Here is an 18043-nt window from a genome sequence, read left to right as displayed (position 1 = left end):
TCTACACCCGCGGCAAGGTCGTCACCACCCGCTGGCCCGACCCCGCCGACGCCCCCGCCGGCGTCGACCTCGGCTTCCCCCGCAACCACTGAGCATGCCCGGGCGCCGAAAAGCCGTGGGCAGTACAGCGGCGCTGGACATCGCGATCGACCGCACGAGTCCGGTACCGCTGTACTACCAGTTCGCCCAGCAGTTGGAGCAGGCCATCGACCGTGGCCTGCTCCTGCCGGGCGACCTGCTCGGTAACGAAGTGGAGGTTGCCGAACGGCTCGGTCTGTCACGGCCGACCGTCCGGCAAGGCATCAGAGCCCTGGTCGAGAAAGGGCTGTTGGTACGGCGCAGAGGCGTCGGCACCCAGGTCGTCCACAGCACTGTCAAGCGCCCTCTGGAGCTCACCAGTCTCTATGACGATCTGATGGAGGCGGGGCAGGGTCCGAGCACACGGGTGGTACGCAACGACGTCGTCCCTGCGTCTACCGAGGTAGCCGCGGCTCTGGGCATCAAGCAGGGCGACAGCGTGGCCCGATTGGAGCGGATCCGGTATGCGAACGGACTCGCCGTGGCCGTCCTGCGCAACTACCTTCCCACCGATCTGTTGCTCGACCTGGACACCGAACTGCTGGAGACCACAGGTCTGTACCGGCTCCTGCGCGCGGCCGGCATCGGTCTGCACAGCGCCCATCAGGCGGTCGGCGCCCATACGGCCACTGCTGAGGAGGGCGAATACCTCGGGGAACCCGCGGGTGCGCCGCTGCTCACCATGCGGCGCACGGCGTACGACGCCGGCGGTGAGGCCGTGGAGTACGGCACGCATCTCTACCACGCCGCGCGGTATGTGTTCGAGTTCCAGCTGCTGGTACGGACGTAGGAGGTTGGGCGCCCGATGCGCGGCAGGCAGGTGAAAGCAGGGGTGGTGGGGACGACCGTGGTTTCGTCCTCACCACGCCTGCGGCTCTTACTTCAGGAGCGCCGCTGCGGTCCGGTACGCCGCTTCGGCAGCCTCCCTCACCGGCAGCGCACGGTGCGTGTCCGAGAGGATCTCCACCCCCCAGGGGCCCGACCAACCGGCCGTACGGAGCGCTGCGATGATCCCCGGCAGGTCGAAGGAGCCCTCCCCGCACAGGCGGCGGCGCCGGACAGTGTCCTCGTAGAGGCTGCCGACGACCTCGCTGTCGGCGTCATTGAGCTCCACTCCCACGATGCGCGAACCTGGTACGTCCGCCAGCTCTGCCGGCGGAGTGTGGGCGCGCTCGGTGTGCCAGACGTCGATGATGACGCCGCCTGCCGCGTGGCCGGCTGCCTCGACGAGCCGGAGTCCGTCGTGCACGGTCTTGACATTGGACCAGGGCAGGAACTCGATCCCGACCCGCGCGCCCACGGCATCCGCCTGAGTTGCCAGCGCTGCGAACTCCTCGGCCCAGACGTCGAGGTGCAACGGTCCGTCGTCGACATCGCCATGGATCTTGATGTGGTGTGCGCCGAGCGCCTCGGCGGCCTCGAGGAGATCCCGGCGGACGGCGTCCGACGCAGCCCGCCGGGGTCCGTCGGTCCACCAGCCGGCGAGGGCTTCCAGTTCGACATGGACGAGGCCGTTGTCCTCGAAAATCGACCGGATGCCCGCAAGCCCGTACTCGCGCTCGGCCTCCACCAGGTCCGCGTGCAGCAGCCCGAAGCCCGTGAACCCGGCGGCGCTCGCCGCTTCCGCGCGTTCCCGAAGGCCCAGCGGACTGCGCTGGTCATTCCCGGCGGGATCAGCTTCGCCCGCAGTGGTCCAACACGTGGCCAACAGGTCCTCAGCAGTCATTTCCATTTCCTGCAATTCTCACGCTCGGAAAGATGCAAGGCGCGCCACAATCGGCAATGGCAAGAATAGACGCGAAGCTGCGTCGAAATTCTTAAGTGTCCTGCACGCGCCGGTCAATCCCCAAGAAGCCATCAAAAACACATCAGGTGCGTATACGATCACGCGGAGCTGCGAAGCACCGCGCGCAGATGTTCGGCGCTTTCCCACACGTCCTCTACCGGGCCCTTTTGCTTGGGTTCCTCGGTGAGGATGGTGTCCTGCTCCAGGACGTACCAGCCGTCGTATCCGCGCGCGCTGAGATGGGTGACGATGGCCCGCACGTCGACGTCGCCGGCGCCCAGCGGGCGGTACATGCCCTCGCGTACGGCTTCGGTGTACGTGAGGCGGCCCGACCGGACTTTGGCGGCGAGGGAGGCGTCCACGTCCTTCATGTGGGTGTGCGCGATGCGCTCGGGTGCCTGCCGGGTGAGCTCGGCGGGATCCGTGCCGCCGATGAGCAGGTGACCGGTGTCGAGGCAGAGGGAGATCGCCGAGTCCTCGAGGACCCGCCGGACCTCGCTGCCGTTCTCGATCATCGTGCCGACGTGCGGGTGCAGGACGGCTCGTACGCCCCGCTCGGCGGCCAACGAGGTCACTCGGTCGAGATTGGACAGCAGCCGCTTCCAGCCGTCCGCGTCGAGTTCGGGGCGGGAGTCGTAGCCGTCCTGCCCGGTGATGGCCGACAGCACGAGAACCTCCGCGTTCGAGGCGGCATAGCTCTCCAGGAGCTGGTCCACCTCGGGCAGCGGGTCGTGTCCGGGTACGTGCAGCAGCAGCGGCGTGAACCCGCCGACCGCGTGCAGGTCGTGGTGGGCGAGGACCTGGGCCATGGCGTCGGGCTCACCGGGCAGGAAGCCCTCGGGGCCGATCTCGGTGGCGGCCAGGCCGACCTCTCGCATCTCCTTCAGTACCCGATCGGGCGTCAACTGGTAGCCCCAGCCGGGCACTTCGCACACGCCCCACGAGATGGGCGCGCCGGCGATCCTGTTCAGGGATGGGATGGTCATGCCGTGGCCTTTCGGTGGTTCCAGTCGGGGTTGGCGACCGCGGCCGGCTCCCGGCCCGCGAGGGCGTCCGCGACACCGCGGGCGGCGTCGCGGAAGGTCAGTGTCATCGCCCGACGGGTCATGCCCATCAGATGCGGGGTGAGCACGACCTCGGGGTGGTCGAACAGCGGGTGGTAGAGGGCCGGTTCGGGGTCGAAGACGTCCAGGCCGACGCCGGCCAGCCGGCCCGACTCCAGGGCGGCCAGGGTTGCATCCGGGTCGAGGAGGCCTCCCCGGCCGCAGTTGATGAGGATCGTTCCCGGTTTGACGCGGGCCAGCAGTTCTTTGTTCACGAGGTGCCGGGTGCCCTCGGTGAGCGGGGCGTGCAGGGTGAGCACGTCGCTCGACTCGACGAGTTCGCCCAGGTCGCCGCAGGCGAGCTCGGACGGCACGGGGCTGTACGGATCGTGGGCGAGGGACCGCATCCCGAACGCGGCGGCGAGTTCGCCGACCCGGCGACCGATGCGGCCATAGCCGACGATGCCCATGGTGGCGCCGTCCAGGTCGCCGACCGGAACGGTGCTCCTCTCGGCCCAGCTGCCCGCCCTCACCAACTCGGTCAGCGGTTGCAGTCGCTTGGTCAGGTGCAGGGCCATCGCGAGCACGCCCTCGGCCACAGCGCGACTGCCGCTGTTGGGGGTGATGACCACGGGGATGCCACGGGCGGAGGCCGCCGCCAAGTCGACCAGGTCGACGCCGACGCCGGTGCGGGCGATGACCCGAAGCCGTGGGGTCCGTTGGAGGAAGTCCTCGTCGACGTGCTGGTCGGCGCGGACGATGGCGCCTTCGGCGACCGCGAGGTCGTCGGGGGTGGGGTCGGTGACAAAGGTGACCCGCTCGCCGAGAACGGGACCCACGGTGCCGGCGTCGACGGGGCCGAGGGCCACTACGACATGCTTGCTCATACGATCAGCTCCGCACCGGATGACCGAAGTTCGCCCCGGGCACCGCGAGCACCGGCTGCCAGGAGCCGCTTTCCGCAGAGGCGGCGGCCGCCGCTATCACCTGGGCGACGGCGTGCGCGTCCTCGATCGTCGAGTTGTGGTGCTCGATGTCGGCCACGGCGGCAAGGAACTTCTTGGCCTCGATGACCTTCAGGTCGTCGTAGCCCATGCTGTTGCCGGGGCCGGGCTGGAAGCTGGCGTAGTCGCCCATGTGGCCGTTGCCGAGCACGGTGGTGTAGCCCTGGTCGGGGCCGCTGCGGCCGAGGGCGATGCGCAGTTCGTTCATGCGCTCGAAGTTCCAGGTGAGCGAGCCGTCGGTGCCGTAGATCTCGAAACCGATGCCGCACTGCGGGCCGACGATGACGCGGGAAGCCTCCAAGCTGCCGACGGCTCCGCCGGTGAAGCGGACGAGGGCTGCGGTGTAGTCGTCGTTCTCCACCTCCGCCATCTCGCCGTCCTCGATCACCGCGAAGTGCGTGCCGGAGCCCATGGGCAGGATCGGGCGCTCGGTGTAGACGGTGCTGGTGAGCGCCGAGACCTCGCTGATCGGGGACACGACATAGCTGACGAGGTCCACGACGTGGCTCATCAGGTCGCCGAGCGCGCCGTGTCCGGCCAGGTCCCGCTTGAAGCGCCAGGACAGGGCGCCCCTGGGCTCGGAGGCATAGCCGGAGAAGAAGGTGGCGCGCACGTTGGTGATACGGCCGAGGCGACCCTCGGCGATCAACTGGCGGGCCCGCTCGACGGCGGGGGCGTGCCGGTAGTTGTAGCCGATGGAGGTGGCCACTCCGGCGGTGCGGGCGGCGGCGGCGACCTCGGCGGTCTCCTCGGCGCTGCGACCGACCGGCTTCTCGATCCAGAACGGCTTGCCGGCCTTGGCGGCGGCGATGCCGATCTCGTGGTGCAGGATGTTCGGTGCGCAGATCGACACGACCTCGACGCCCGGGTCGTCGAGAACGGCACGGTAGTTGGTCGAGGCCTTCTCGTAGCCGAGGACGTCACGGGCGTAAGCCGCGCGGTCCTCGGCCGTGTCGGCGGCGTGCACGAGCCGGGGCTTGATGCCCAGCTCGGGGTAGACGGACGGCAGTGCCTGATAGGCGCGGCTGTGCAGCTTGCCCATCCAACCGACACTGATCAGTCCAACGCCTATCTCACGGGCGGCACCCGGGGTGGTGGGGGTCATTGATGTCTCCTGATGGTGCTGAGCGGCCTTGGTGAGGTACGACGCCCCTTTAGGGGCGCGGGGAACTGCGCGACCAGCCACAACGGCGCCGCAGACGAAAGACGAGCCATCGCGGCATGACCAGCGGAGCGCCTACGCCCGGGCCTCGCCGAGCGCGGCGGACAGGGCGGCGGCGAGCAGGGTCGAGTCGGAGCCGATACCGATGAACGTCCAGCCCTCGGCCCGCTTGGCGGCCGCGGCCGCGCCGTCGTTGACGAGGAGCCCGCACGCCTTGCCGTGGTCGGCGGCGGCCTTACGGACGCGCTCCAGCGCCGCCCGGTAGACCGGGGCGCTGAACTCGCCCGGCACGCCGAGGTCGTGGCTGAGGTCGCGGGGGCCGACGAACAGCACGTCGACACCGTCGAGGGCCGCGATGGCCTCGACCTCGTCCAGCGCGCTCGCCGACTCGATCTGGACCACACCGAGGATCTCCCCCGCACGGTCCAGGGCTTCGGGGTCGAGTCCGAAACGGCAGGCCCGGTTGTAGGTGGCCACGCCCCGGTCCCCCGCGGGCGGGTACCTCAAGTGCCGTATCGCTTCCTGGACTTCGGCCGCGGAGTCGAGGCGCGGCAGCATGACTCCGGCGACGCCGAGGTCGAGGACGCGGCCGACGCGGATCCGTGCCACGGACTCGACACGTACGACGGTCGGCACTCCGTAGGCTGCCGCGGCGGGGACGGTCGTGCGGACCTGCTCCTCGCCTCCGGCGCCGTGTTCGAGGTCGAGCAGCACCCAGTCGGCTCCGGTGGCGGCGCACACCTCGGCCGAGACCGGGGAGGCGAGGCCGACGAAGGTACCCAAGGTTGCCTCGCCTGCTGCCAGTCGGGCACGCAGGCGGCCGTGGTCCAACGGGGAGCGATTCATCCGTACCACCTCTGGGTCGTCAGGCCGTCTTCGTACTCGCGGCGCAACTGCGCGACCGCCTCCTTCTCGGAGACCTCGGCGGGGGCCACATCCCACCACACCCCGGCACCGGGCAGGTCGGCGTGCGGGATCACGGGGACGACGAGGACGACGGGACCCTCGTGGTCACGGGTCTCGGCCAGGGCGGCGCGCACCTCGTCAGCGGTGGTGGCGCGGAGCGCGCGGGCGCCGAGGCCCGCCGCGGTCTGGACGAGGTCGATCTGGAGGTAGTCGCCCTCCAGGCGGGCGGGCTTGCCGGAGCCGATCTCCAGGCTGCCGTCGCGGTAGCGGAACTCGTTGCCGAACTCCCGTCCGCTGCGCCCCATTTGGAGCCGGTGGATGACCTGGTAGCCGTGGTTCTCCGGGATCACGATCGTGACCGGGAGCTTCTCCTGTGCGGCTGTGACCAGTTCGGTCGGTGCCATCAGGAAGGTGCCGTCGCCGAGCAGGGACAGCACCCGCTTCGACGGGTCCGGCTCGGCGAAGCGAACGCCGATCGCGGCGGGCAGTTCGTAACCCATGCAGGAGAAGCCGAACTCCAGGTGGGCGAAGCGGCCTTCGGTGGCGTCCCACACCTTCTGCAGGTCACCGGGCGGACCGCCGGCGGCAGCAATGATCGTGTCGCCGGACTGCGCGTGCTCCTGGAGCAGGCCGATCAGCTGGCCCTGGGTGAGGGCCGCATCGGTGTCGCGTACGACGTCGGAGTCGTCGGACAGCGACGCGAAGTCGAAGGGCGTGTCCGGGTCGAGCGCGGCGGCACGCTGTTGCTGCCACTGCTCGTCGAGAGTGCGCACCTTCTCCTGCCAGGCCGGTGACGTGGTGGTGCCGTTCGCACGTACGGCGTCGGCGAGCGCGGCGAGGGCCCGCTTGGCATCGGCCACGATCCCGGTCGCGCCCAGGCGGCCCGCGTCGTGCACGTTGACGTTGATGCTGGCGAACCGCACGTCCGGGTTCTGGAATATGGAGTGCGAGGCGGTGGCGAAGTCCGTCAGCCGCGAGCCCACGGTGAGCACCAAGTCGGCTTCCCGTGCGAGGGTGTTGACGGCCGGGGTGCCCTCCAGGCCGATGCCGCCGAGCTGCCACCAGGCGCGGCGCTGGACGGCGCCCTTGCCGGCGAACGTCTCCGCGACGGGGATCCCGGCCGCCTCGGCCAGCGCCTCCAGCTCCTCGCCGGCACCGGAGTACACGACCCCGCCACCAGCGATGATCAGCGGTTTCTCGGCCTCGGCGAGTAGGCATGCCACCGCCGTGACCTCGTCGGCGTCCGGCGCCGGGCGGCGAATCGGCCAGTCGCGTTCGGCGAAGAACTCCACCGGGTAGTCGTAGGCGTGCGACTGGATGTCCTGCGGAAGGGAAACGACAACCGCTCCCGTGTCCACCTCGGTGAGCGCGCGCATCGCCGCGGGCAGCGCGGTCAGCAGCTGCTCGGGCCGGGTGATGCGGTCGAAGAAGCGGGAGACCGGCCGGAAGGCGTCATTGACCGAGGCGTCGGCCTCGATGGGGTGCTGCAACTGCTGGAGTACGGGACCCTGGCGGCGGGTCGCGTACGTGTCGCCCGGCAGCAGCAGAACGGGCAGCCGGTTGACGGTGGCCAGGCCCGCGCCGGTCACCATGTTCAGGGCGCCCGGGCCGATGGAGGCGGTGACGGCCAGAGTGGCGTGCCGCTTGGTCGCCTTCCCGTAGGCGGTGGCGATGTGGACGAGCGCCTGCTCGTTGCGGCCCTGGACAAAGGGGAGTTGGTCGCTGAGCTGATCGAGGGCCTGGCCGAGTCCGGCCACGTTGCCGTGGCCGAAGATGCCGAGCGCGGCGGGGATGAGTCGGCGGCGGTGGCTGTCGGCCACGGAGTACTGCCGGGAGAGGTAGGTGACGACGGCCTGGGCGACGGTGAGGCGCACCGTGTGCTGTAGCTGTGGCGTCCGGTCAGTCATGAGTCGGCTCCTGATCGGGGGTTGTGCGGAGGGAGGGTGGCCGGATCACCAAGGGCGGCCGTGCAGCACGATGGTCTTGACCTCGGTCATCTCGCTGACCGCGGCGCGGGGGCCCTCCTTGCCGTAGCCGCTGCCCTTCAGGCCGCCGTACGGCATCAGGTCGGCACGCCACAGGGGCGTCCAGTTGACGTGGACGGAACCGGCGTCGATCTCCCGGATGGCGCGGACCGCTCCGGCGACGTCGGAGGTGAAGATGCCGGCGCCGAGGCCGTAGGCGGTGCCGTTGGCCTGCGCGATGGCGGACTCCCAGTCGGCGGCCGAGCTAACAGCCACCGCGGGACCGAACAACTCCTGCTGGCTGAACGAGGATTCGGGGTCGACGTCGGCGACCACGGCGGGCTGCACCACCGCTCCGTCGCGCGAACCACCGGTCAGGACACGCGCCCCGTCCGCACCGGCCTGGGCGATGGCCCGCTCGACCCGTTCCGCTTCTGCCGAGGTGATGAGGGCGCCCATGGTCGTGTCCGGGGACGAGGGGTCGCCGGTGCGGATGGCCTCGACCTTGGGGACGAGGGCGTCCAGGAAGTCGCCGGTGACGGCAGGATGGGTGATCACCCGCTGCACGGAGATGCAGACCTGTCCGGCGTTGACGTAGCCGCCCGCGGCGACGGCGCTCGCCGCGGCCTCGATGTCGGCGTCGGGCAGGACGACGACGGGGCAGGAGGCGCCGAGTTCCAGGGACAGCTTCTTCACTCCGGCGACGCGGGAGATGTGCTCGCCGGTGCCGGTCGAGCCGGTGAAGGAGATCTTGCGGACGCGGTGGTCGGTGACGAGGGCGTCGCCGAGCACCGAGCCGGAGCCGACGAGCACCGAGAGCACGCCTTCCGGCAGGCCCGCATCCACGAAGCACTCGGCGAGTTCGAGGGCGGTCAGCGGGGTGCTGGTGGCGGGCTTCAGGATGACCGCGTTGCCGGCCGCCAGGGCCGGGGCGAGCTTGTGCAGGACCAGCAGCGCCGGGTAGTTGAACGGCGTGATGGCCACGACGATCCCGCAGGGCTGGCGCAGCGTGAAACCGACCTTGTCGTGCCCGGTGCCGCGGTTGGCGTCGAGCGGGAGAGTCTCGCCGTAGAGCTGCGTGCCTTCGAAGGCGGCGAGCCGGATCAGGTCGCCCGAGCGGGACGCCTCGCCGGTGGCCTCGGTGATGGTCTTGCCGGACTCCGCGCTGATGGTCTGCGCGGTCTTCGGGGCTCGCTCGTCGGCGAGTTCCGCAGCGCGCAGCAGGATGCGCATCCGTTCGTGGGCGGGCGTACGGCGCCAGACTGCCGCGCCGCGCTCCGCCGCCGCGAGGGCGGTCTCGACGTCCTCGGTTCCGGCGAGCGCCACGGTGCCCGCCGTCGAGCCGTCGAACGGTGACTTGACCTCTCGGGTCTGCCCGGTTCCCCGGACCTTCTGCCACCGGCTGCCGATCAGCAACTCCACGGGCGCCATTGCCCTCTCCCTTCAGGAAGCCGTCAGAGAACGGCCGTGCGGGACATGGCACTCGGGTCTCGCAGGGCCGACGGCCAGGCCGTTTACGTGCTCGCAACGCTAGGACGGCGCCAGGGGGTTACTGAAGCCCTCGAATCAATCATTTGGCCATCATTGATGGCATCTTTTTTCCATCATCACGAGTGGGGTACCGCGCCTGGCCTACGGTCGGAGCAGGCCGTCGCCCCGGGCACGCAGCCGACCCGCAGCCCAGAAAGAAGCGATACGGCACATGGACACCACGGACACCTCGCACGCAGACCGGCACCGCTCCATCGCCTTCATCGGCCTCGGCATCATGGGCGGCCCCATGGCGGCCAACCTCGTCCGGGCCGGGCACCGGGTCACCGGCCACAACCGCAGCCGCGCCGCCGTCGACCGTCTCGTCTCGGTGGGCGGCCACGGTGCGGGAAGCATCGCGGAGGCGGTCAAGGACGCCGATGTCGTGATCACCATGCTCCCGGCCCTCTCCGAAGTCACCGAGGTCGTCCTCGGCGAGGCCGGCGTCCTGGCGCACGCCCGCCCCGGGATGCTGCTCATCGACATGAGCACGGTCAGCCCGCATACGGCGATCACACTCGCGGAGGCGGGCCGCGAGCGGGGGGTACGCGTCCTGGACGCGCCGGTCTCCGGCGGCGAAACGGGTGCCGTCGAGGCCGTGTTGTCCATCATGGCCGGCGGGTCGGCCGCGGACTTCGAGGAGGCCTCTCCCCTGTTCCACGCGCTTGGTACCACGGTGGTGCACGTCGGTCCGCACGGCGCCGGTCAGACCGTCAAGGCCGCCAATCAGCTCATCGTCGCGGCCAACATCCAGGCCCTGGCCGAAGCCGTCGTCTTCCTGGAAAAGGCGGGAGCCGATCTGGCGGCCGCGCTGACCGTCCTCGGCGGAGGCCTGGCCGGCTCGACGGTCCTGAGCCGCAAGCAGGGTGCCATGGTCAGCCGTGACTTCGCTCCCGGATTCCGAATCGATCTGCACCACAAGGACCTCGGCATCGTCATGGACACCGCCCGAGCCATCGGCGCGGTCCTCCCTGTCGGCTCCCTGGTCGCCCAACTCCTGGCGTCCTGCCGGGCCAACGGCGACGGCGGCCTGGACCACTCGGCCCTGCTGCGGGGGGTTGAACGCCTTTCCGGTGATGAGCGGATCGATTGAGACCGCCCGGGGAGGTCTGACAACCCCATCGGCTGACCGAGACGCGGACCCCGTCTCCTACACCTGAGACGCTCGGCGCGGTGACCCGGGGCACCCACCAAATGAGCCACCCTGTCCCGTAATTGGTTCCGCCGTCGCCACTCTGTGCTCAGAGGCTGCCTGGGCGGACCAGACCGGTTCTTTTGACACCGGTCAGGATGGGGGTGACGTCGATGGTGGAGATGCGGGTGAGAGCGCCGACGGTGTCGCTCACGAAGTGGTAGAGCGCATTGAGGTCAGCTGCGGCGACGGCCACGAGGAGGTTGGCCGGGCCGGTGGTGGCGGAGGCGAAGCGGACTTGTGGGTGACGGCTGAGCTGCCGGCCCGTCTCCTCCAGACCGCCGGGGGCGACGGTGATCCACATGAGTGCCTCGGTGCGGATGCCCAGCCGGGCGAGGTCGACCTCGGTCGCGAGTCTGAGGACCTGCCCGCCCACCAGTGCCTCCAGTCGGCGGCGGGCGGTGAGGGGGGTGGTGTCGGCGCGGCGGGCGAGGTCGGCGTATGAGGCTCGTCCATCCTCGACGAGCGCGCCGATCAGCGCGTGGTCGACGGGCAGGAGGGCTGAGCGGGCGGCTGGGGCGGATGTGTCCGGCCGCAGGCCGGCCAGCTCGTCTTCCGTGAGCAGGCCGCCGCTCCAGTCGAAGGCGGCCGGGAAGACCCGCAGGAGGACATGAGAGGTCCACGACTGGACCGCGGGGGTGGCGGGAAGATCGCGCAGCAGCAGCGTGTTGCGTGCGTCCGGCCCGTCCAGGAACAGGATGGTGCAGATTTCGTCGCCGCCGCCGAGGACGTCCACCCAGATGGTGTCGGGGCGGCGGGCCAGGGTGGCGGCGATGGCGCCGATCTGGTTGGGCCGGCACCGGATGCGCAGGGCCAGCGGAATCAGATCAGGGAACCACACGGGGTTGCGTATGGCTGTTGCGCGCAGCGTTCTGTCGTGAAAGAGCGGTGCCGCGCGACGCACCACGGTGCGCTCCGAGATGCCCAGGACGCGCCCGACAGTGCGCCACGAGGCACGTGGGGAAGCCAGTAGCGCGGCGGCGATCCGACCGTCCGTTTCATTCAAGTGATGGCTTACTTTCGCCATATTTCCTGATCGTTTGTCCTTCATTCGCGCTTCAGGCTCCTCATTCTGGCTCAGATCGATGCTCACGGATAGAAACGGCTCGGAGCAACCGAGACGAGAGAGGTGAGCACGATGACGGGCATCAGAGACCGGATCACGGAGACGGATCCCGGCAAGGTCAGGGGGGTCACGCAGGGGGAGGTGGTCTCCTTCCGGGGCATCCCCTATGCCGCGTCGCCGGTTGGTGCGCTGCGTTTCGCGCCGCCCCAGCCGCACCCGGGTTGGTCCGAGGTGAGGGAGGCGGTGCAGGCCGGACCGGCGGTCCCGCAGGCCGCCTCCCGGCTGGAACGGGTGATGGGAACCCGCGTGCCGGACTGGAACGAGGACGGCAGCCTGACCGTCAACGTCCACGCTCCGCTACGGGCGTTCGAGGGCGGTCCGACCCGCCCGGTCCTGGTGTGGTGGCACGGGGGCGGCTTCACCAGCGGCTCCGGAGGATGGGACTGGTACGACGGGGGCCGGCTGGCCGCGCTGGGCGACATCGTGGTGGTGACCGCGAACTACCGGGTGGGGCCGCTCGGTTACCTGTACCTGCCGGAGATCGGCGCCGAAAACCTCGGTCCCCAGGACCAGGCCGCCGTACTGCGCTGGGTGCGCGACAACATCGCCTCCTTCGGCGGCGATCCGCGCAACGTGACGGTCGGCGGACAGTCGGCCGGAGCGTATTCGGCACTGTCGCTGGCGCTGGATCCGCAGACCTCGGGTCTCGTCTCCCGGGTGCTGCTGCAGAGCGGCCCCTTCGGCCTCCTGCCGCAGGACCCGCAGAATGCGGCCAAGCACGCCGAGGCGTACCTGCGGCTGCTCGATGTGCCGGGCGGAGCTGACGCCGCAAAGGTACTGCGCGCGCTGCCCGTTGAGCGGCTGCTGTCCGCCTACGGCCGGCTCGCGGGGCAACTCGCGCGTCCCGGCAACGCCGCCCCACCCATGTATCCGGTGCTCGGCTGCCCCGGTGTTCCCCGCGACCTGCAGCGGGCGCTCGCGGACGGCGCCCTGGAGGGCAAGTCGCTGCTGATCGGTACCACCCGGGACGAGGCGACGGCCTTCACCGCCTTCGACCCGCGCATCCAGCACCTCACCGCCTCCGGCGCGCTGGACCTCCTGACCGGTCAACTCGGCGAACAGGCCCACGAGGTGTACCAGCGGTATGCCGCCCGGCTTCCGCAGGCCACACCGTCGCAGGTCTTCACCGCGGTGCAGACCGATGAGCTGTTCCGCAACGGCTCACTACGGATCGCCGACCATCACGCAGCCGGCGGCAACGCGACCTACGTCTACCAGTTCGACTACCAGCCGGCCGAGGACGAACACGCCCTCGGTGCCACGCACTGTGGCGAATTGCCCTTCCTCTTCAACACCTTCGACGCCTACCCGGACAGCCCGATGCTGGGCAGGCCCACCGACGCCGTACGGACCTTGGGGCACACCTTCGCGACCGCGGTGGCCGAGTTCGTCACGACCGGATCGGTGAGCGACTGGCTGCCCTACACGCCCACTACGGCCGCCCGCATCCGGCACTTCGACTGAGACAGGGGACGACCGTGAAGGGCCCCTTCGGCCGTGCCGCCATTCCGCCAGCGTCCCCTTCCCAACCCGCAGGGCGCCAGCCATCACGTCGCCGTGACTGCACAGGCCCGGCGGATGTCCGCGAGCCCTCACAGTCGAACACTGCAGTGACGCCCCCGTGACTGCTCCCCAAGATCTGTACCAGAACGCCGTTCTGACGTGCACGGCCGAGTGCTCCTACTCCGATTCCGGCCGTGGGCGCCATGTGCCGTCGAGCGGAATGCCGGCGGCCGCCGCGATCCGGTTGCGTGATTCGAGCAGTCGGGTCCTCAGCGCCGGCAGGTCCAGGCCCACCAGTATGCCGTCGCGTTTGACCACGCGGCCGGCGACGAGGACGGTGTCCACCAGGCCGGGATGGCCGGCGCTGACGATGGTGGAGGCCGGGTCGGTGACCGGGAACACGGTCAGGTCGTCGGCGCGCAGGAGGATGATGTCGGCGTCCTTGCCGGGCGTGATGCTGCCGGTTCGGCGGTCGAGTCCGCACGACTGGGCGGCGTCGACGGTGGCGAAGGCCAGCAGGTCCCGGGAGCGCAGGCCGCCGTCCAGGCCGCGCTGCACGGCGAAGGCCGTACGCATCGTGGAGAACATGTCGCCGCCGACCGACGGGACGTCGTCGATGGACAGCGTCGGGCGCAGGCCCGCGGCCAGCACCCGGCCGGTCATCGGCCAGCCGAACCCCATCTTCAGCTCGACGTCCGGGCTGATCGAGATCGAGCTGCCCGCGTCGGCGAGCATCCGCAGCTCTTCGTCGCTGATCCCGTTGGCGTGCACGAACGTTGTGGTGTCCCGCAACAGACCGTGCTCGCGCAACTCGGCGACCGGGCGCTGTGTCCCGTCGGAGGCGATGTGCAGGCTGGTGCGGAGGCCGAGTTCGGCCGCCAGCTTCAACTCCCGGGCGACGGTGTCCATGCCGGTGGACTCGGGCCCGCGCAGCCCGAACGCCATGGTGACCAGGCCGTCCCCGGCCAGGTCGGCGCTGACGCGGCGGACGGCGGCGTCGACGGGATCGGGGGTGCCCCATCCGGCGCCGAGACAGAAGATCGACCGCCCCGGCGCGTCCCGCAGCGCCGCGACGGCGGCGTCCTCGTGCTCGGGGCTCTGCGCGACGTGGTACCAGTCCAGCATCGTGGTCACGCCGGAGTGCAGGGCCTCCAGGCGGCCGAGCAGGGTGCCCACATAGACGTCCTCGGGCTGGTAATAGGGCTTGACCATGCTGTGCATGGCCACCGCCCACTCGGAGAACGTCCAGTCCGCGCCGACACCCCGGAACGCGGTCTGCCAGGAATGGCGGTGGTTGTCGACGAAGCCGGGCATGACGATCCGGTCGGTCGCGTCGATCACCTCGGCGTCCGGCGCGTCGATCCGTTCGGCCACCTCGACGATCACGCCGTCCTTGATCAGCACGTCGCCGCGGTCGAGATCGCCGACAGCCGGGTTCATGCTGACCACGGTGCCGCCAGTGAGCAGGGTCTTCATCGGATGCACTCCTTCACAGACGAGACGCTTTCGGATTGTTCAAGATCGTGTTGTGGTGGCCGGCTCGGCTCTGCTCGCGGCCGTAGATCAGCCGCGGGCGCTCAGGGCTTTCTCCCGCAGGTAGCCGACGAGGGAGAGCGCCACCGCCAGGCGGTCGGTGAAGTACAGCTGCACGCGGGTGTCGGGCCGGCGTTCCATGAGGGCCAGGACAGCTGGTACTCCGGCCAGCGCCACTCAGGTCAGTGCTTTCGCTGACCGGTAGTGCGAGGTCCTGTTCGAGACGGAGCAGCGGGCGCGTCGACGTGCGCCGTGCATCGGTCTGCGGAGGGCCTCTTCGGCAAGCTCCTGGACCTCTGGGGGCCGGTTGTGTCGGAGCGTTGTGGTGCGCCGTGCACGCAGACGTGTGGCCGTCGCACACGGTGCGGTGCGCGCTGTCGATGGTGCTCACGCCGCCCTGCCGCAGCCGTGGCCTCGGCCACGACGAGGGAGGGGCGCCTCAAGTCTCCTCATGCGTGCAACGGCCTCGGCGCAGCAGCGCAAACGGTCACTCAGGTGGTCGCAGCTTCGGCGAGCGCCGCGTCGGCCGCGGCGAGCGCGTCGGCGACCAGGTCGGCCGTGTCCTCCGTGCCCGCGGCCAGCCGGACCAGGCCCGGCGGAACAGACTCGGCGATCTGCTCCTCGCTGAGCATTCCGCGCCACATGGACGCCGGATGCACGGCCAGGGATTCCACTCCGCCGAGGCTGGCCGACCGGCGAGAGTAGCGCAGCCGGCCGAGGAATACGTCCGCCATTTCGAAACCGCCGGTGAACTCGATGCCCAGCACCCCGCCGAAACCGCTCATCTGACTGGCCGCCAGCTTGTGCTGCGGGTGGGTCGCCAGGCCGGGATAGTGCACCCGCGCCACTGCCGGGTGGTCGTGCAACGCCTCCGCGAGCGCCAGGCCGTTGGCGTTGTGCCGCGGCATCCGGAGGGGCAGGGTGCGCATGCCGCGCAGCAGCAGCCACGCATCGATCGGACCGAGCGTGGCGCCGGTGAGCAGGCCGACGTCCCAGATTCGGTCCAGGATCTTCGCCGGCCCGGCCAGCACTCCGGCGGAGACGTCCGAATGGCCGTTGAGGTACTTGGTCGCGCTGTGCCAGACCAGATCGATGCCAAAGTCCGCCGGTCGCTGGGTCAGTGGCGTGGCGAAGGTGTTGTCCGCCATGGTCAGCACGTCGTGCGCGCGGGCCAGGTCCGCGACGGCGCGCAAGTCGGTGATCTGCAGCAGCGGATTGCTCGGTGATTCCACCAGGATCAGGCGGGTCCGCGGGGTCAGTGCCTTCGCGTACGCCGCCGGGTCGGTCTGGTCCACCAGGGTGGTCGACACACCGAGGCGGGGCAGCAGGTTCAGCAGCACCGAGCCCGTGCCCCCGTAGGTGGACTTCTGCCCGATTACGTGGTCACCGGCGGACACCAGGGCCAGCACGGCGGTGGTGAGCGCGGCCATCCCGGAGGCGGTGACCATGGCCGCCTCGGTGCCCTCCAGTTCGGCGACGACGGCCGCGACCTGGGCGTGGTTCGGATTGCCGAAGCGGGTGTAGAAGTCCTTCCCCCGCGGGTCGACGGCGACCTGCGCGAACGTCTCGCCGTCCTCGGCCCAGAACGTCGCCGTCTGGTAGATGGGCGGTGCCACGGCGCGGCTGGGGTGGATTTCGCGATCGGCGTGGACGGTGATGGTGCTGTTGCCCGGCATGGCTGCCCTTCCGTGGACCGTTGGGTCTGACGCAATGAAGCGTGGCCGACCGTCGCTCCGATGCGACCGGTTCTGGGCAACTTTGGCAGCAAATTGCGCTCAGGGCGGGCGCATGATTGTGGTAGGCGAGCCCTAGGAGCAATAATCTGCCGCCATGGATGAGGTGGACCGGTCGATTCTGACCGTGCTCGAACAGCACGGTCGCATCAGCAACGCCGAGCTCGCCGCCCGGGTCGGGTTGTCGCCGTCACCCTGCCTGCGGCGCGTGCGGCAACTGGAGGAAGCCGGGGTCATCCGCGGTTACCGGGCGCTGATCGATCCCGCCGCGGTCGGCCGCAGCCTGCGGGTGTTCGCCGGGGTGCGGCTGATGCGGCACACCCGCGCGGACGTGGTCGCGTTCGAGCGTGGGGTCACCCGGCTGCCCGAAGTGGCCGCCTGCCACCACATCACCGGCAACTTCGACTATCTGCTCCAGGTCGAGGTCGCCGACTTGCCGGCCTACGAGGACTTCCACGCCAACCAGTTGGCCAGCCTGCCCGGCGTGGCCACAGTGACCAGCTACGTCACCATGAAGACGCTCTCCCCCGACGCCACCGCATGACGGGCGGTCAGAGAGTGATGGTGCCGCGGATGCAGATGATGGCGGCACCGCTGACCCAGACGGTGCCGTCCGCATCGGCGGCGATCTCGATCCTCGCGGCCCGTCCCAGCCTCGCGCCCTGGGAGACCCGGTAGGCGGAGGGCGCGGCGCCGGTGGAGATGAGCCACTGCCCGACGGCGGCGTTCATGCTGCCGCACGCAGGGTCCTCGGGCACCCCGGCGCCCGGGGCGAAGGTACGGATCTCGAAGCCGTACTCGGATCCCTCGGGGTAGGCGCCGATCGCGCCGACCATCGCGGCCGGGATGAGGGAGAAGTCGGGTTCGAGGGCGAGAACCTCCTCCGCCGTGGACAACTGGACCACGGCCCAGCCGGGACCGTTGTCGACCCACTGATGAGCCACAACCCGGTCACGCGTGATCCCGAATGCGGCCACGACCCGGTCCAGATACTTGTCGTCGAGCACGCCGTCACGCACACGCGGTGGGGCGGCAAAGGACAGAGTGTCCTCACAGCGGCGCACGGTGACCAGGCCCGCGGCGCACTCCTGCACGACACGGTCGGCGTGCCGTGGCATGCCGCCCCCGTCCAGCCAGGCCCGCGCGGAGCCGAGGGTGGGATGCCCGGCGAATGGCAGCTCGCCTCCCGGGGTGAAGATCCGCAGCCGGTAGTCCGCCTCCGGGACAGTGGGAGGCAGGACGAACGTGGTCTCGGACAGATTCGTCCAACGTGCCAAACGCTGCATCTCCTCATCGCTGAGGTCCGTCCCGTCCAGGACGACCGCCACCGGATTGCCGGAGTAGGGGCTCGTGGAAAACACGTCGACCTGCACGAACGAGCGTGTACGTGGCATGGTCATCAAGGCCCTTTCCAGCAGCTGCAGCGGATTCCGCGCGTCCCACCCGTCGGCGGAATCAGGTCCATCCCAACGGGCGCCCGCTC

15 protein-coding genes are annotated in these 18043 nt (G+C 70.1%); 4 read left to right on the top strand and 11 right to left on the bottom strand.

Translation table 11 applies throughout. The features are described 5' to 3' along the window. Positions 1-94: 94 nt before the first annotated feature. Positions 95-868, top strand: coding sequence for a GntR family transcriptional regulator (locus ACFY1L_RS53940; RefSeq protein WP_388842930.1), 774 nt, complete (start codon positions 95-97; stop codon positions 866-868). Positions 869-955: 87 nt separating this feature from the next. Here ACFY1L_RS53940 and ACFY1L_RS53935 read toward each other — a convergent pair whose 3' ends face one another. From ACFY1L_RS53935 to ACFY1L_RS53905, 7 genes are all read right to left on the bottom strand, one after another. Next, a complete protein-coding gene (locus tag ACFY1L_RS53935; protein WP_388842929.1) occupies positions 956-1804 on the bottom strand; it encodes a sugar phosphate isomerase/epimerase family protein in 849 nt (282 codons plus the stop codon). Positions 1805-1962: 158 nt separating this feature from the next. Further along, positions 1963-2850, bottom strand: a complete 888-nt coding sequence (locus tag ACFY1L_RS53930) for a sugar phosphate isomerase/epimerase family protein (RefSeq protein WP_388842928.1) — start codon at positions 2848-2850, stop codon at positions 1963-1965. Continuing rightward, positions 2847-3794, bottom strand: a complete 948-nt coding sequence (locus tag ACFY1L_RS53925) for an NAD(P)-dependent oxidoreductase (RefSeq protein WP_388842927.1) — start codon at positions 3792-3794, stop codon at positions 2847-2849. Before ACFY1L_RS53925 ends, ACFY1L_RS53930 begins: the two co-directional genes overlap by 4 nt. Positions 3795-3798: 4 nt before the next feature. Then, positions 3799-5016: a Gfo/Idh/MocA family protein gene (locus ACFY1L_RS53920; RefSeq protein ID WP_388842926.1), complete on the bottom strand. Its 1218-nt coding sequence runs from the start codon at positions 5014-5016 to the stop codon at positions 3799-3801. Between the two features lie 132 nt (positions 5017-5148). After that, positions 5149-5919 carry an HpcH/HpaI aldolase/citrate lyase family protein gene (locus tag ACFY1L_RS53915; RefSeq protein WP_388842925.1) on the bottom strand — a complete coding sequence of 257 codons (771 nt, stop codon included), beginning with the start codon at positions 5917-5919 and terminating at the stop codon, positions 5149-5151. Then, positions 5916-7886: a 3D-(3,5/4)-trihydroxycyclohexane-1,2-dione acylhydrolase (decyclizing) gene (iolD, locus tag ACFY1L_RS53910; RefSeq protein WP_388842924.1), complete on the bottom strand. Its 1971-nt coding sequence runs from the start codon at positions 7884-7886 to the stop codon at positions 5916-5918. The genes ACFY1L_RS53915 and iolD overlap by 4 nt, the downstream gene beginning before the upstream one ends. Before the next feature lie 45 nt (positions 7887-7931). Further along, a complete protein-coding gene (locus tag ACFY1L_RS53905; RefSeq protein ID WP_388842923.1) occupies positions 7932-9374 on the bottom strand; it encodes an aldehyde dehydrogenase family protein in 1443 nt (480 codons plus the stop codon). Positions 9375-9645: 271 nt separating this feature from the next. Between ACFY1L_RS53905 and ACFY1L_RS53900 the strand changes: the two genes are divergently transcribed. Next, complete coding sequence (locus tag ACFY1L_RS53900; protein WP_388842922.1) at positions 9646-10566, top strand: 2-hydroxy-3-oxopropionate reductase; 921 nt, start codon at positions 9646-9648, stop codon at positions 10564-10566. Positions 10567-10714: 148 nt separating this feature from the next. Here the strand turns inward: ACFY1L_RS53900 and ACFY1L_RS53895 are convergent, their stop codons facing one another. Further along, on the bottom strand, positions 10715-11506 hold the full coding sequence (locus tag ACFY1L_RS53895) for an Lrp/AsnC family transcriptional regulator (protein ID WP_388842921.1): 792 nt from the start codon (positions 11504-11506) through the stop codon (positions 10715-10717). Between the two features lie 297 nt (positions 11507-11803). Between ACFY1L_RS53895 and ACFY1L_RS53890 the strand changes: the two genes are divergently transcribed. Further along, complete coding sequence (locus tag ACFY1L_RS53890) at positions 11804-13255, top strand: carboxylesterase/lipase family protein (protein WP_388842920.1); 1452 nt, start codon at positions 11804-11806, stop codon at positions 13253-13255. 216 nt (positions 13256-13471) lie between these two features. Here the strand turns inward: ACFY1L_RS53890 and ACFY1L_RS53885 are convergent, their stop codons facing one another. Beyond that, positions 13472-14770 (bottom strand): amidohydrolase family protein, encoded by a 1299-nt coding sequence (locus ACFY1L_RS53885; RefSeq protein ID WP_388842919.1) that lies wholly within the window; start codon positions 14768-14770, stop codon positions 13472-13474. 548 nt (positions 14771-15318) lie between these two features. Beyond that, entirely contained in the window at positions 15319-16503 is a 1185-nt protein-coding gene (locus tag ACFY1L_RS53880) for a trans-sulfuration enzyme family protein (protein ID WP_388842918.1), read from the bottom strand. 154 nt (positions 16504-16657) lie between these two features. Here ACFY1L_RS53880 and ACFY1L_RS53875 point away from each other — a divergent pair, with 154 nt between their 5' ends. Next, entirely contained in the window at positions 16658-17104 is a 447-nt protein-coding gene (locus ACFY1L_RS53875) for an Lrp/AsnC family transcriptional regulator (RefSeq protein WP_388842917.1), read from the top strand. 7 nt (positions 17105-17111) lie between these two features. Here the strand turns inward: ACFY1L_RS53875 and ACFY1L_RS53870 are convergent, their stop codons facing one another. Next, a complete protein-coding gene (locus ACFY1L_RS53870) occupies positions 17112-17954 on the bottom strand; it encodes a PhzF family phenazine biosynthesis protein (protein WP_388842916.1) in 843 nt (280 codons plus the stop codon). Positions 17955-18043: the final 89 nt, after the last annotated feature.

The organism is Streptomyces sp. NPDC001663 (assembly GCF_042893105.1).
Lineage (GTDB): Bacteria > Actinomycetota > Actinomycetes > Streptomycetales > Streptomycetaceae > Streptomyces.
Note: the sequence above shows the minus strand (reverse complement) of the source record. Positions and strands in the feature narration are given on the sequence as shown.